The organism is Photorhabdus heterorhabditis, assembly GCF_001280945.1.
Taxonomy (GTDB): domain Bacteria; phylum Pseudomonadota; class Gammaproteobacteria; order Enterobacterales; family Enterobacteriaceae; genus Photorhabdus; species Photorhabdus heterorhabditis.
In genome coordinates, this window is record NZ_LJCS01000009.1 from 1 (window position 1) to 13,293 (window position 13,293).

Genomic DNA, 13,293 nt, shown 5'->3' on the forward strand with positions numbered 1-13,293 from the left:
CCTGATATTATGGGCTATTTTTAGCCTGTTATGGGTTGTCAGTCCCAATAACAGGCAATCAATCTCTGTGGGTTTATTTTCAATGCCAGTCTTTTGCGACACCCTCTTTACGGCGGGGAGCAGTCACTTTGCTTGTTTTTATACTTTGTTGCTAAATCGGCAGGCGCAGCTAACGAAAGAATATGATAGAATCCGCCCCCTGCGGATATGAACAGATAAAGGAAGGCTATGAACGTAATCAAAGGTGTTGTTGCAGCTCCACAAGCCCGTGTGGCGATTGCTATTGCACGTTTTAACCACTTCATTAATGACAGTCTGTTAGACGGCGCGGTAGATGCGCTTGAGCGTATCGGTCAGGTTGCCTCAGAAAATATTACTGTTGTCTGGGTTCCTGGTGCATATGAATTACCATTGACGGTGAAGACACTGGTTGAAACTCAAAAATATGACGCAGTTATCGCGCTGGGTACAGTTATCCGCGGTGGTACCGCTCACTTTGAATACGTTGCTGGTGAATGCAGTTCCGGTCTGTCTAATGTGGCAATGACCAGTGAAATTCCAGTGGCATTTGGTGTTCTTACTACAGAAAGCATTGAACAGGCGATTGAGCGCGCTGGAACTAAGGCGGGTAATAAAGGTGCAGAAGCTGCATTAACCGCCTTGGAAATGGTCAATGTCATTAATGCCATTAAAGGCTGATTTTAGTTTTAATTAAGGGGAATCTTGTGAAACCTGCTGCTCGTCGTCGTGCTCGTGAGTGCGCTGTTCAGGCTATATACTCATGGCAGTTATCTGGCAATGACATTGCTGATATTGAATTACAGTTTTTGTCGGAGCAGGACGTCACTGATGTTGACGTAACCTATTTTCGTGAATTGCTGTCAGGGGTAGCTGTGAATGCGGTTAAACTGGATGCTTTTATGGCTCCTTATCTTTCCCGTCAGCTCGAAGAGTTAGGTCAGGTAGAAAAAGCCATTTTACGTATCGCTATATTTGAACTAAGTTATCGTGATGATGTCCCTTATAAAGTGGCTATTAACGAAGCTATCGAATTGGCAAAAGTCTTTGGTGCTGAAGATAGTCACAAATTCGTGAACGGAGTACTGGATAAATCGGGTCCAGCAGTACGTAAGAAAAGAAAGTAACTGCTTGCCGGGTTTTTCCCACCGCAGACGATGATTTGTAAGGCCGGTTATCCCCGGCCTTATGTTCATAATCATCAGTAACTTTTTGGAATTTTATTATGGCATGTGGCGAATTTGACCTCATTGCACGTTATTTTGATCGTCAGGCAACTAATCGGCGTGATGTCAATCTTGGTATTGGTGACGACTGTGCATTGATGACGATAGCCGATAAACAGCAATTGGCTGTTAGTACGGATACCTTGGTTTCAGGCGTTCATTTCTTACCTGATATCTCTCCTGAAGATTTAGCTTATAAATCTCTTGCTGTGAATCTTAGTGATTTGGCTGCTGTTGGTGCTGATCCTGCCTGGCTTTTATTGGCGTTAACATTACCGGAAGTGGATGAAAGTTGGCTCAGAGGGTTCAGCGATAGCCTGTTTGGACAATTGAACTACTACGGTATGCAACTTATTGGTGGTGATACCACCCTCGGACCAATGAGTCTGACGTTAACGATTCATGGTTTGGTTCCCGTAGGCAGAGCATTGAGACGTACTGGCGCAAGAAATGGCGATTGGATTTATGTGAGCGGCTCGTTGGGTGATAGTTCGGCGGGTTTGGCTCTGTTACAAAACCGTTTGCAGATCGCTGATCCTGAAGCCTGTAATTGGTTAATCCAACGTCATCTCAGGCCGCAACCGCGTATTTTGCAAGGGCAGGCGCTGCGTGGGCTGGCAACATCAGCAATTGATTTATCTGATGGATTGATTTCCGATCTAGGGCACATCCTGAAAGCCAGTCGATGTGGGGCCAGAATAAATCTGGATGCGATTCCTTACTCCGATGCGATGAGCCAATATATTGAACCACAGCAGGCTCTGATGTGGGCTTTGAGTGGCGGGGAAGACTATGAATTATGTTTTACCGTCCCGGAAAGGAATCGCGGTGCTTTAGAAATCGCTTTGGCTCATACTGGGGCTAGTTTTAGTTGTATCGGGCAGATTATGCCGGAATCGGAAGGAATTCGTTACTACAGTAATAATAAAGAGATTAAATTGGATCTGAAAGGGTTTGATCATTTTATTAAGGAAGAAACTCATGGATGAAGCAAAACGTCGTTTACGGATGAGTAATCCTTGGCATTTGTTAGCGACAGGTTTTGGTAGTGGTTTATCGCCGATAATACCGGGGACAATGGGATCTGTGGCTTCTATTCCATTTTGGTTATTACTGATGCAATTTCCAGAATGGATTTGCTGGTTGGTTATTATTATCGGGATGTTGTTTGGGATAATGATTTGCCAGCGTACTTCTGATGATATGAAAGTACATGACCACGGCAGTATTGTTTGGGACGAATTTATCGGTATGTGGATCACGCTGATGGCAATTCCAGTTATTAACTGGCAGTGGGTTTTGACTGGTTTTATTGTGTTCCGTATTTTTGATATGTGGAAGCCGTGGCCAATTCGCTGGTTTGATCGCTATGTTCACGGTGGATTAGGTATCATGTTGGATGATATTATCGCGGCTATATTTTCGTTCGTGATTGTCTGGTTATTGGCGTCCTATCAGGTTTTTGCTTTCTGATGTGCGCTAATGAGGTTGATATTAAGTTTGGCGCGCTGCATGAGTGTAGCGCATATTTTTCCTTTCAATAAACTTAAAGTTTTATTTTTATTTAAATAACATAAAATACATATTTATTTTAACTTAAGTATAAATTTTAAAAAAATTAATAATGTTATTGTTTATATCATATTTATGGTTGGTAAATGGGTATTTAATTGGCCTTTTAAATTATAAAAAATACCTAATAGGTATATACCCTATTGATTTCAAGATGCATCGCGGCGGCAAGGGAACGAATCCCCGGGAGCATAGATAACTATGTGACCGGGGTGAGTGAGTGCAGCCAACAAAGAGGCAACTTGAAAGATGACGGGTATAAGTGTTAATTAATAATCTATGTTTGATAAGTGTTTTATATTTCAATTCCCTGTTTTATATGATATTTAAGTCAAACGGAAATCGATAGAAATGAGAAGTATGGCATATATCATCTGGTTTGTTTTTAAAATAATTCTTGGTGAAAATTGAAAATATATCAGAGGATAAAACCAACATAATAACAGTTCCTATGGAGCTAAGACTGGCGCTGGAGGGATAAAAATAATATTTAAATACCGAACGTAATATTATGTAAATCTTGTTGTTATTATAATATATACCCAATAGATTTCAAGCCGCAGTGCGGCGGCAAGAGAACGCATCCCCAGGAGCATAGATAACTATGTGACTGGGGTAAGTGAACGCAGCCAACAAAGCAGCAGCTTGAAAGATGAAGGGTATAAAAGAATAGATTGAATTGGTTATTTTAAATAGAGACAAAATTATGTTATTAAATATTGATTTTGATAATGCGCTACAAGGTTTTTTATATCCTAACATACATGCTTTATTAGTTTCTCAGAATGACCAAATAGTTCTGGAGAAATATTTCTCTGGAGAAGATGAATGCTGGGGTGAAAAAAACGGCAAAGTGACTTTTGACAAGGACAAATTACATGACGTAAGGTCAATTACCAAAGGCATTTTAGCTATTTTATATGGAGCGGCGATAGAATATCATCAGGCTCCAAAACTCCAGGATAGGTTAATTAACGTATATCCTGAATATAGGGAAAACAATTCATATAATGGATTGAAAGTAGAGCATATTATAACAATGACATCAGGTATGGATTGGAATGAAAACTATCCATATGATGATATAAAAAATGATGAAATCGCAATGGAACATTCACCAGACAGGTATCATTATATATTTTCCAAACCAGTTATTAGTATTCCGGGCAAGAGGTGGAACTACTCAGGAGGATGCTCAGCATTACTGGGGGGCATAATTGATCGGACTTCTGGGCATACCCTATCTAATTTTGGAGATAAAACCTTATTTACCAAGTTAGGGATAAATCAATTTCATTGGTATAAAGGAAGGGATGGTATTGACTCAGCGGCATCTGGGCTTCGCTTGACAGGTCGCGGGCTGTTAAAAATCGGGCGATTGATGCTAAATAAAGGGCGGTATAACGGTATTGATGTTATTCCTTCAGCATGGATAGAGGAGATCCTTAAAGTCCGGGTAAAAACAGATGATAGCGACTATAAGTGTTACGGATATCACTGGTTTATTGGCGGTTACTATTCTTGCCAGTTGAATAAATATTTTAAATGGTTCGCTGCCATAGGAAATGGCGGTCAGGTCCTGTTGATATGCCCGGAGTTAGACGCTGTAGTTGTCATATTCAGCGGAGAGTATAATAAAGATAGCATTTGGGATGATATTAAAAGGTTGCTCGATAACTGTATTTTTCCATTGTTATCGGCGAGATATTTTAAATAATAAATATACCCGTCATCTTTCAAGTTGCTGCTTTGTTGGCTGCGTTCACTTACCCCAGTCACATAGTTATCTATGCTCCTGGGGATGCGTTCTCTTGCCGCCGCACTGCAACTTGAAATCTATTGGGTATATCTGTAATCAGGTGCATGGTTGGTTCACTGATTAAAGTAAATTAATAACATTATTCTCTCCTGAACAATGTGCTTAAAATTGTCTGTATATATATGCTAACAGGTATGATACTGATAATGCAGGCGATATTGCCGCCTGCATTAATATTAATGATTTTTGCTTATCTGGGCTTATTATTACTAATAGTAATAATAAGCAGAAATGCCGTGTAAGTTCCTGCCATTGTCCAGTTATTCGTATGGCATAACTGGCGTATCTTCATGGTATTTAGTTTCATGTAAATAAATGGTATTCCCTTCAATTTTACTTACTCCAAAGCATGCTTTGGGTGAGTATAAAACTTCATTTTCACCACCATTGTTAAATTGCAGGCCATAATCAACACGTAAACTCCTACCACTGTTACCTTGCACAACAAATAATATCGCACGTTCTCCTCTTCCGGCAACGCTAAATCCTTCTGCTACAGATTTAGTTTTTGACGTTGAGAAAAATTGAGCAGCCTTGAATACTGGAATTTGATCTGGGTTATTCCTTTTAGTATTTTCAAAATTCCTTACTAATTTATTATAACCGGCTTCTGTAATACCTTGTCCCCGATAAGTCTTTATCATTTTTCCTTGGGGCTGATAGAGATCATCTGCCGCAGCTTGAACTATGTCTTTTGTATTTCCTTGACAACTTTGCTCTATCAATGATTTCACGTTCTGCCATTCTTTTTGTCGATAATTATCAGCATGGGCTTTGTAGTATTCATTATAGATTGCTTTACTGCTGATGCTTGGTAAATCACTAAGATTATTTTTTCGATATATTGCTCTTGCTGCTTTATTTAATACTGAGCATCCAGCATTAGAGTGGTAAATACGTCCGAATTCTAACAACCTTGCGCTGGCTTTTTTATGATACTCAACAAGCTTAGCTTCTAACTTAAGCTTTTTAGATTGAATATTATTTAACGTATTATCAACTTCTTTTAATTCCATTTCCGCCGGCTTATATTTCAATGCGGTCTTTTCTTTCAGCGAATAATCCTTTTCATCTAATACCTGCTTCTGATTTTTTAATTCATCTATTTTCTTCTGAATAGGTTTTATATCATCTTTTAATTTAGATATTTCACTTTCAAGTTTAGTAATATCTTTTTTTGTGGATTCTATTTTGTGTTTCATAAAGTTTATCGAAAGATTGTTATCCCCCGAATTATATTTATCTTTTGCTTGTGCTTTTTCTTCTGCGTAGCGATTTTTGTGAATAATATTTTTAATACATCCTGTATTGACTGGTTTTAGCTTTCCATTTTTTAGCCTTAATTCAGTTTCTCCTCCCAAATTTTTTACATTACTTAAACTTTCCATAGCTGTTGTGAGTTTAGAAATATTTTGATTATCATTTTTTACCCAACGTTGACGTTGGGTGATCTTATCTGATCTTACTCTTACATACTCTTGGAGTTCTTTTGAATCACTTTGTATAACAGATAGTTGAGAGTGAATGTTTTTACGCACCTCTAAATTTTCAGGTGTGTTTTTTATTCCGTTGATTTTTCCTAAAAGAAAAAACTGTTTTTTTTCCAGCTCACTAGCTTTTGCTGACAAGCAACTTATTTCGGAATTGATGGTATTAATATTGATACTATTTTGCATTTTCAAAACATAACTCTCCATATAAAAAATTAAAAATATTCATAAAAAACAATTGGTTAAAAGGTAATTGGTTAATTGAGTTAAATATCAGCCATTGAATTGGGTTTTACGCTATCTATAGCAAAAATTTTCAGCTATGGCTTCCCTTCTGATAAGCCTGCCTGTATATCATTTGTATGTAACAAAAACGACACAACATTATTAAAACAGGTATGATTTAAATTTTTGGTCATTTAAAATAGCTTCTTAATGGTTTTTTTCGTTACATTGTTCCTGAAACCCCAATAATGCTTTATGATTGATAAGTATGGGTTATTGTTGGCATAACGGTCCCTTAATATTATCCACTGAGATTTTAATCTCATCATTTTCATATTTCAAATTAACCTTTTTGAAAGGCTGTTGCTGGGTTTAAATTTATGTTGAAAGCATGTCCACATATCTAGGGGGCAATTTTTAATTTTTTACAAAGGTGCTCATCAATGAAATGATTACACTGTTATAATGATGAATAAAATGAAAAAAAGTGAAACTTTATTCATAATTTTCTTTTCATGATGAGTGGAGTTAATTGGTTAAAATTTTCTTATATACCCAATAGATTTCAAGATGGATCGCGACGGCAAGGGAGTGAATCTCTGAGAGCATAGATAACGATGTGACCGGGATGAGTGAATGCAGCCAACCAAGAGGCAACTTGAAAGATAACAGGTATATCCAGTGATAAAATTCGGTATGACATTACATACTTTCAAAATAAAAGCTGAACTGGTAATGAATGAAAGACATTGGGCTGATTAGATTCATATTTTAATTATGAAAAGAGTCAGATATTGAATATCTGTTTGCAAAGATAAATGAATCATCAAAAGTCAGAGCCAATGCTAGGCACTATGTTTTCGGAAACTTAATTTGTGGAACCAAAGCATTGTGTTTGAGCATACAATTGCGCCAGGCGCTGCCCGGATCTCCATTATCCAAAGTAGTCTCGGTAAAATAGGGAATTCCAGTTGTTACAGATTTGGTATAGTTACTGTTACCAAGTGGTTCAGATTGTGAACTTACATAGAAGGCAAATGTAAAAACATGTTTCCCCTCGTTCCCTGTTATTTTCTTAGAAAGCTCGGTTACACAATCTTTAGCTGAACTATTAATTTGGTTGAACTTTGTATCAGTCTGATTTTCTGTAGATATTTTTGTCGTACACCCGGTAATGAATATAGCTAGAAAAATTGAAATAATTAGACCGAATCGCATATTTTCCATCCTGGTGTTTGATTTGCTTGGAAAAATATTTTTAGAGTAACTCTTTTTAAATTTATGAGTAGAAAAATTTATCTGGGTTATTTAATGATTAAGTATACTCATGGCTCATTAGAATGAAAATCTATTTAACATGGTCGTATCTTTGTTGGCTCATATGGCACCTTGAAACACATTGATACCTATCATATGGCTCAAGAAATCTGAATTTCACATTTAGTAAGGAGAAAATTTAATTGTGGTCATTTTGAATCAATTGCAGTCGACAAAATGAATAGTTGGAAGAGGGAGAATTGAAAAATGTACGGCCAATTGGTGTTGTTAGATGCGGTTATGTCAGAGCCAGTAATAATTTTAACTGTATGTTTTTCTATATTGTTATATTAAAAGCTAAAAATTATTGTTTTCGTATTCAGTCAGTTAACAGAGAATACATGAGGGACGCTCCTGCGGCTATTTCATGTTTGTGATTTTTTCTGATTAGCCACATAAAATCAAAAAAAACTGAGTCTTTTTTTTTCACTGGTGATTTTACGATGGTATGGGTAGTCTTGTGCCTCGAATATAGGTTATTAACTGTATTCAATAATCTACTTCAGTATGAATGAGTAAAGTAGAATTCTATTTTTTATAAAGAGGTTATATCTAATGGCTGGGACAGTAAGCAAACCCAATTTAACAGATGGTCGACTGACTACGATTGATGCTGCTGGCACATTTCAGGAATTCATTAAAGTTGCAGATACAGCAATTGAAGAGTTTCTAACAGCTCATACCGAAGAAGGTGGGGCTTTAAACCTTTCATCTGCGGACTCATTAAAGCTTCAGCAATTGATGTCAGATCAAAGTATTGCCGCTCAAACAGGGACATCCACGTTAAAAGCGGTAAAAGATAATATCGTAGCGGCAGCACGTAATATCTAATATTTGCCTTGAAAAAAGGGTAGTAAAATATATTTTTAACATAGAAGAGTCTTTAATGGTACATTTGTTGAGTCCAGAAAATGCTTACTCTGGGGTGAACCTGGTAATATTGCTTTGCCTGGTGCTTCTGTCAGCTGTTTTTTTCATCTGCTTTTCGGGCTTTGTTAAGTACAATATTGTCTTGAATATTTTGAAAAATGCTATGGGGACTCAACAAATACCACCATCTATTGTTGTGAATCTATTAGCTGCCCTTTTAGCATTAAATAGTATTTGGGGAGATTTAGAGCCGGGTCTGGAAAGAATTAAGCCATATTTTACTGATACGTATGATAAATCAATACCGATAATTGATCCTATTGGCGGATTAGGGATTAGCAATAATGATCTGAGCAAATCAGGTGATGTGACTATGTATCATTTGGTTTCACGTATTGACGAATACTTCCCTGAAATAATAGCAAGGGCTGAACGCAAATCTCTGGAATTAGAAAAGTTATTTACTCTTCCCATAGAGTTTAATGATGGGAGTGGCAGTGTGCTTAAACCGTTGCTTGGGGGGCTAATACTGGATTTATACAAAGGGTTCGAATTGGGAATTAAACTCTATATGATATTTGTCAGTATAGATTTCTTGATTGCTATTATCCTTAGTGGTGTTGGTATGAGCATGCTATCGCCTACAGTCATATCAATACCGATTAAATTGGCTGTATTTTATTTTTCCGACGGCTGGACTATTTTGTTCAATACATTGGACGGATGATGGAAAATTTTCTCTTCCCCAGTTGGTTAAGCTATGCTGCTTTCTTCTTATTTCTGAAAATATATAATCCAACCCGATTGTTTCTTGACAATATAACGATCACTGCAATATCCGTATTTTTTGCTGTTTATGTGGGTTCTCAGGATTGGGGAGGAGCACCAGACTACCTTTGGGTTGTTAGGGCTGTGGTATTTGCATTGTTTGTCTCAGTTCCTTTTTGGTTGGGTAGTATGGTTGGTAGTATTATTCAGCAACTTTTGTTACTCAATGAACAATCGGTTCAGGATAAGCGGTTTACTGAAGAGTCTGAAGCATTAGCCAGGATGAGTGGTTTATTATTCATTATGTATGCTTTGGATAACGGTGCGTTATTTACACCTATTATTAACTTACTAAATGGTGACATCAGTATTGGCACTGGAGAGTACAGCGATATGGATTTTCAACGACTGTACTTTTTAATCGTTGGTTATCTGAAAATGACGGCAATAGTGGCAAGTAAATATATGATTGTCATCATATCTATTTCGATTTGTGTGGTAATGGTAGATCTATTTTTCAAAAAATCCTCATTATCAATATTTGTTACTGCCGACCTAAAAACAATACTCGTGATTATCCTTTTGAATACATGGTTTTTTAATGATCAATTGTATTTATTCCAGAAAATGACCGGGGTTTCCCATGAATGAAATATCAATTCCTTCACTTCATTTTGCTATACCAAATGAATTTTCAGATTTTCAGGAGATGATGACAAAAATGAGTCAAGAGGAGGAGTCACCAACTAAATTGGTATCAAATGAGTCGATAAAGTCTGATACAGATGATGAGATTATCCCTGATGAAGAGATGGCTGAAATTATAATTCAATATATGATAACTAATAATACAATTAAGATGTTAAAACAACATCAAGAAGCAATGAAGGAAATTTTAGATGAAGAGTAAGGTCGTATTTTTTTTCTTGCTATGCTTGATAGGCACTACAGCTAATGCACAAGTTATGCTGAAAAAAGATGAAATGAACCTCAAAGAGGCTTTAATTGCTATTGCGAAAGATGAGCAATTAAAACTGGTAGATGGTCTGGATGATAAGACAAGTCGACAGCCGTTAACTCAGGTGCTGAGAGGAGAAGGCACAGAATTATTGGCTAAACTTTCGGATGTCTATGATTTTGACTGGTATATTTATGGTGGGACGATAAGCGTACAGTCAGGGCAGTCTTATATAAATTATACCTATAAACCGAAGAATATCTCTCCCGAAGTCCTGTTAACTGAGCTTGAATATGCTTTTCAAACTAATAGTACGATAAAGATAAAATTGATAGAAAGAGGAAACTCTTTATTGTTTTCCGGGCCTCGTAATTTTATCAATGATGTTCTGTCATACTCGAGCATGACAGACAATAACGAATTTTTGGAAAACGGTAATGATCTTGAAATTGCCAGGATTGAGTTTAACTATCTATCGGTCGTTGACCGTAATATCAATACCTTTGGTGGGTCGGTTAATTTCCCTGGGGCAGGTTCACTTATTTCTGGTGCTCTTTCAAATATGGGCCAATTTAAAAATGCGGCAGATGGTGAAATGCTGGAACGTGCCTACAAGGTAAAGTTAAATGAGGGTGATAAGCAAAAATTAGAGCAGGAGGAAAAAACATCAAAAGTTCAGGTTATTCCAGGTACTAATGCCTTACTGGTACGCGGTACCCCGGACGAAATTACACTGGCAAAACGCATTGCCTCAATGATTGATGTTAAAGGAAAGCAATTGATGTTTTCCCTGAAAGTGTATGATGTCGCTGCGGACAGAACAGAGCACTTTGGTGCCGACAGCTCAATGCTGAATGGTTCTACAGGAATATATGACATATTGACTCTGCCTTATTCCGCGACCAAGGATTTTTTAAATAACTTTCAGGCCATGTATAGTAATGGATTAGCACGAAGCGTTTATTCTACTAACCTACTTATATTGGAAAACCATCAAGGGCATTTTGGTAAGAAAGATACGATAACGGTGAATCTGGTTTCTAATAAAGAGGTCGAGAGCCTGAAGATAGAGGCGGATAATAGCCTTTATGTTACCGGTCGTGTACTTCCTTCCGGTGGTGTTCAGGCTAAGCTTGAATATATCGAGGAACACTTTGATGATGATAAAAGTAGTAACCAGAATGGCGTTTCCCAGCCGCCAAAAATCAGCTCGCAATCATTATCCTCAGAAGCATTTATTAAACCAAATGAAACGATTATTTTGGGTGGTTTTGATAATATAGAAACGCTATCTTCTGAATCAGGCGTGCCAGTTTTATCGAGTATTCCGTTATTAGGTGAGATATTTAAAAATACCAAGTTAACGAAGCGTAAATACAAACGATATATTGCGGTTTCATTTCAGGTGATTGATTAATGTTGCAACGGTTTTTTAAAATCAAAGAGTCCTATCAAGATATGGTTATCTGCTATGTGAACGTTGATACGTTTGTCGGGCAGGAATGTCTGGTACATACCGTTGAGGGCGAGCGTATCCGAGGGGAAATTATGAAAATAGCCGGGCATCAGATAGAAATAAAACTGCTACAACCCGGTACTGTTCAGCGTAATGGAAAAGTTGAAATTCCATATCGTCGATTTTGTTTCCCAATGAATGAGGATGCGCTGATAGGGAAGGTTATTAATTGCTATGGTGAATCACTTTATGGTGATGCCTATCTTGAAAAGCATAAAGAATATTTTGACTTACCTATTTCGATTGAACCTATTCCTTTGAAAAATCGGGCTTCAATTGAAAAAGTATTCCCGACTAAGTTGAAAATAATTGATGGCCTTTTTACTATCGGAGAAGGGCAGCGCGTAGGGTTATTTGCCCCAGCAGGGGCAGGAAAAACCACTACCGTTTCTATTATGGCTAATAATATGGATGCAGATGTTGTAATCTTTGCCATGATTGGTGAACGCGCTCGTGAAGTCGTTGAGTTTTTGGAAGGAGAAATAGGTCCAGAAGTCATTAGGAAAGCAATAACAATTGTGTCGACGTCCGAAGCTAATCCATTAGAGAAAGTCCGTTCTGGTTTGGTTGCTGTTTCTATTGCCCGTTATTTTATGGAGCAAGGGAAAAAAGTGGTGCTCTATTTTGACTCTTTAACTCGTTTTGCCAGAGCTCAAGCAATGCTGGATGGAACCCCTATTCAGGGAGGAATACCTATCGGTGTTTCTCTCGCCTTGTCACGATTAGTCGAGAGTTGTGGTAATTCCGTTTATGGTTCGGTTACCGGTATTTTTACCGTGTTAATTGAAACTGATATTGATAGCGATCCTATTGCACATGAAGTTAAATCTTTAATTGATGGGCACCTGGTTTATTCAACGATGATTGCATCTACGGGAAGATATCCCGCAATAGATGTACTGAAAAGTAAAAGTCGATTGCAGAATAAGATTCAGGATAAACGTTATGTACAAATGTCTGAACGGATTAAAGATATGGTATATCGTTACTTTGATGTTGAATTATTGATTCGTGTAGGGGAATACGAGAAGGGTAACGATTTATTGACCGATAATGCAATAGAACTCTATCCAGAAATTATGAATTTTCTAAAGCAAGGGTATGAAGGGGTAGAGTATGAAGAAACCCTCCAAGAGATGGAAAGAATTCTGTCAGATTATTAGCATTATCGATATCGGAATTGGTAAGCAGCAAAGGAAATTAAAAAAACTTAATAAACAACATGATATGTTGAGAATGACTATTACCGATTACTGGCAAGATGTACAAACAGCGCAAAGTAAGCTGAAGATGTTAAATGTTGAAGATGAGGTTGATGCGCTAAAGTTTTTTTTTAGGCGCAGAGAGAATATTCGATCGTTAATAGAATCTTTGGTATTTGATGTATCTGTCGTTCAGCAAGAGTTAGAAAAAATAGAAATAGAAATAGCAAAAGCAGAATCGGAAAAACTGAGGTTAGAGAAGCGGAAAGATGTATTGGATGAATTAAAAAAACAATTGACTTAAGAGGCGGG

15 protein-coding genes are annotated in these 13,293 nt (G+C 37.3%); 12 read left to right on the forward strand and 3 right to left on the reverse strand.

Annotation, left to right across the window (positions count from 1 at the left end; translation table 11 throughout):
- The first annotated feature begins 228 nt into the window (after positions 1–228).
- From ribH to AM629_RS05225, 5 genes are all read left to right on the forward strand, one after another.
- Positions 229–699 (forward strand): 6,7-dimethyl-8-ribityllumazine synthase, encoded by a 471-nt coding sequence (gene ribH / locus AM629_RS05205; protein WP_054476782.1) that lies wholly within the window; start codon positions 229–231, stop codon positions 697–699.
- A 26-nt stretch (positions 700–725) separates the two neighbouring features.
- The gene (gene nusB / locus AM629_RS05210; protein ID WP_054476784.1) at positions 726–1,145 is read left to right on the forward strand and encodes a transcription antitermination factor NusB; all 420 of its coding nucleotides are present in this window, start codon (positions 726–728) and stop codon (positions 1,143–1,145) included.
- A gap of 98 nt (positions 1,146–1,243) precedes the next feature.
- Positions 1,244–2,233, forward strand: a complete 990-nt coding sequence (gene thiL, locus AM629_RS05215) for a thiamine-phosphate kinase (protein WP_054476786.1) — start codon at positions 1,244–1,246, stop codon at positions 2,231–2,233.
- On the forward strand, positions 2,226–2,717 hold the full coding sequence (gene pgpA, locus AM629_RS05220; RefSeq protein ID WP_054476788.1) for a phosphatidylglycerophosphatase A: 492 nt from the start codon (positions 2,226–2,228) through the stop codon (positions 2,715–2,717). The genes thiL and pgpA overlap by 8 nt, the downstream gene beginning before the upstream one ends.
- A gap of 805 nt (positions 2,718–3,522) precedes the next feature.
- Complete coding sequence (locus tag AM629_RS05225; protein WP_054476790.1) at positions 3,523–4,533, forward strand: serine hydrolase domain-containing protein; 1,011 nt, start codon at positions 3,523–3,525, stop codon at positions 4,531–4,533.
- Between the two features lie 362 nt (positions 4,534–4,895).
- Here AM629_RS05225 and AM629_RS05230 read toward each other — a convergent pair whose 3' ends face one another.
- From AM629_RS05230 to AM629_RS05235, 3 genes are all read right to left on the reverse strand, one after another.
- Positions 4,896–6,317 (reverse strand): hypothetical protein, encoded by a 1,422-nt coding sequence (locus tag AM629_RS05230; RefSeq protein ID WP_149616044.1) that lies wholly within the window; start codon positions 6,315–6,317, stop codon positions 4,896–4,898.
- 598 nt (positions 6,318–6,915) lie between these two features.
- Positions 6,916–7,053, reverse strand: coding sequence for a hypothetical protein (locus AM629_RS23900; RefSeq protein ID WP_161804212.1), 138 nt, complete (start codon positions 7,051–7,053; stop codon positions 6,916–6,918).
- 149 nt (positions 7,054–7,202) lie between these two features.
- Entirely contained in the window at positions 7,203–7,568 is a 366-nt protein-coding gene (locus AM629_RS05235) for a hypothetical protein (protein WP_054476794.1), read from the reverse strand.
- A 654-nt stretch (positions 7,569–8,222) separates the two neighbouring features.
- Between AM629_RS05235 and AM629_RS05240 the strand changes: the two genes are divergently transcribed.
- The 7 genes from AM629_RS05240 to AM629_RS05270 are packed head-to-tail and all read left to right on the forward strand — an operon-like array spanning position 8,223 to position 13,285.
- Positions 8,223–8,498 carry a hypothetical protein gene (locus AM629_RS05240; RefSeq protein WP_015835592.1) on the forward strand — a complete coding sequence of 92 codons (276 nt, stop codon included), beginning with the start codon at positions 8,223–8,225 and terminating at the stop codon, positions 8,496–8,498.
- Between the two features lie 55 nt (positions 8,499–8,553).
- Complete coding sequence (locus AM629_RS05245; RefSeq protein ID WP_054476796.1) at positions 8,554–9,264, forward strand: EscR/YscR/HrcR family type III secretion system export apparatus protein; 711 nt, start codon at positions 8,554–8,556, stop codon at positions 9,262–9,264.
- A complete protein-coding gene (locus AM629_RS05250) occupies positions 9,264–9,956 on the forward strand; it encodes a hypothetical protein (protein ID WP_054476798.1) in 693 nt (230 codons plus the stop codon). The genes AM629_RS05245 and AM629_RS05250 overlap by 1 nt, the downstream gene beginning before the upstream one ends.
- The gene (locus AM629_RS05255) at positions 9,949–10,215 is read left to right on the forward strand and encodes a hypothetical protein (protein WP_054476800.1); all 267 of its coding nucleotides are present in this window, start codon (positions 9,949–9,951) and stop codon (positions 10,213–10,215) included. The genes AM629_RS05250 and AM629_RS05255 overlap by 8 nt, the downstream gene beginning before the upstream one ends.
- Complete coding sequence (locus AM629_RS05260) at positions 10,205–11,680, forward strand: secretin GspD/PilQ domain-containing protein (protein ID WP_054476801.1); 1,476 nt, start codon at positions 10,205–10,207, stop codon at positions 11,678–11,680. The genes AM629_RS05255 and AM629_RS05260 overlap by 11 nt, the downstream gene beginning before the upstream one ends.
- Positions 11,680–12,942 (forward strand): type III secretion system ATPase VscN2, encoded by a 1,263-nt coding sequence (gene vscN2 / locus AM629_RS05265; protein ID WP_054476803.1) that lies wholly within the window; start codon positions 11,680–11,682, stop codon positions 12,940–12,942. The genes AM629_RS05260 and vscN2 overlap by 1 nt, the downstream gene beginning before the upstream one ends.
- On the forward strand, positions 12,896–13,285 hold the full coding sequence (locus AM629_RS05270) for a hypothetical protein (RefSeq protein WP_054476806.1): 390 nt from the start codon (positions 12,896–12,898) through the stop codon (positions 13,283–13,285). Before vscN2 ends, AM629_RS05270 begins: the two co-directional genes overlap by 47 nt.
- Positions 13,286–13,293 lie beyond the last annotated feature (8 nt).

What these genes read in the sequence shown, in the direction of transcription:
- AM629_RS05250 (WP_054476798.1), top strand. Translation starts at nt 9,264, where the DNA reads ATGGAAAATTTTCTCTTCCCCAGTTGGTTAAGCTATGCTGCTTTCTTC.
- AM629_RS23900 (WP_161804212.1), bottom strand. Translation starts at nt 7,053, where the DNA reads ATGTCATACCGAATTTTATCACTGGATATACCTGTTATCTTTCAAGTT.
- ribH (WP_054476782.1), top strand. Translation starts at nt 229, where the DNA reads ATGAACGTAATCAAAGGTGTTGTTGCAGCTCCACAAGCCCGTGTGGCG.
- AM629_RS05235 (WP_054476794.1), bottom strand. Translation starts at nt 7,568, where the DNA reads ATGCGATTCGGTCTAATTATTTCAATTTTTCTAGCTATATTCATTACC.
- pgpA (WP_054476788.1), top strand. Translation starts at nt 2,226, where the DNA reads ATGGATGAAGCAAAACGTCGTTTACGGATGAGTAATCCTTGGCATTTG.
- thiL (WP_054476786.1), top strand. Translation starts at nt 1,244, where the DNA reads ATGGCATGTGGCGAATTTGACCTCATTGCACGTTATTTTGATCGTCAG.
- AM629_RS05240 (WP_015835592.1), top strand. Translation starts at nt 8,223, where the DNA reads ATGGCTGGGACAGTAAGCAAACCCAATTTAACAGATGGTCGACTGACT.
- AM629_RS05245 (WP_054476796.1), top strand. Translation starts at nt 8,554, where the DNA reads ATGGTACATTTGTTGAGTCCAGAAAATGCTTACTCTGGGGTGAACCTG.
- AM629_RS05255 (WP_054476800.1), top strand. Translation starts at nt 9,949, where the DNA reads ATGAATGAAATATCAATTCCTTCACTTCATTTTGCTATACCAAATGAA.
- AM629_RS05225 (WP_054476790.1), top strand. Translation starts at nt 3,523, where the DNA reads ATGTTATTAAATATTGATTTTGATAATGCGCTACAAGGTTTTTTATAT.
- AM629_RS05260 (WP_054476801.1), top strand. Translation starts at nt 10,205, where the DNA reads ATGAAGAGTAAGGTCGTATTTTTTTTCTTGCTATGCTTGATAGGCACT.
- vscN2 (WP_054476803.1), top strand. Translation starts at nt 11,680, where the DNA reads ATGTTGCAACGGTTTTTTAAAATCAAAGAGTCCTATCAAGATATGGTT.
- AM629_RS05270 (WP_054476806.1), top strand. Translation starts at nt 12,896, where the DNA reads ATGAAGAAACCCTCCAAGAGATGGAAAGAATTCTGTCAGATTATTAGC.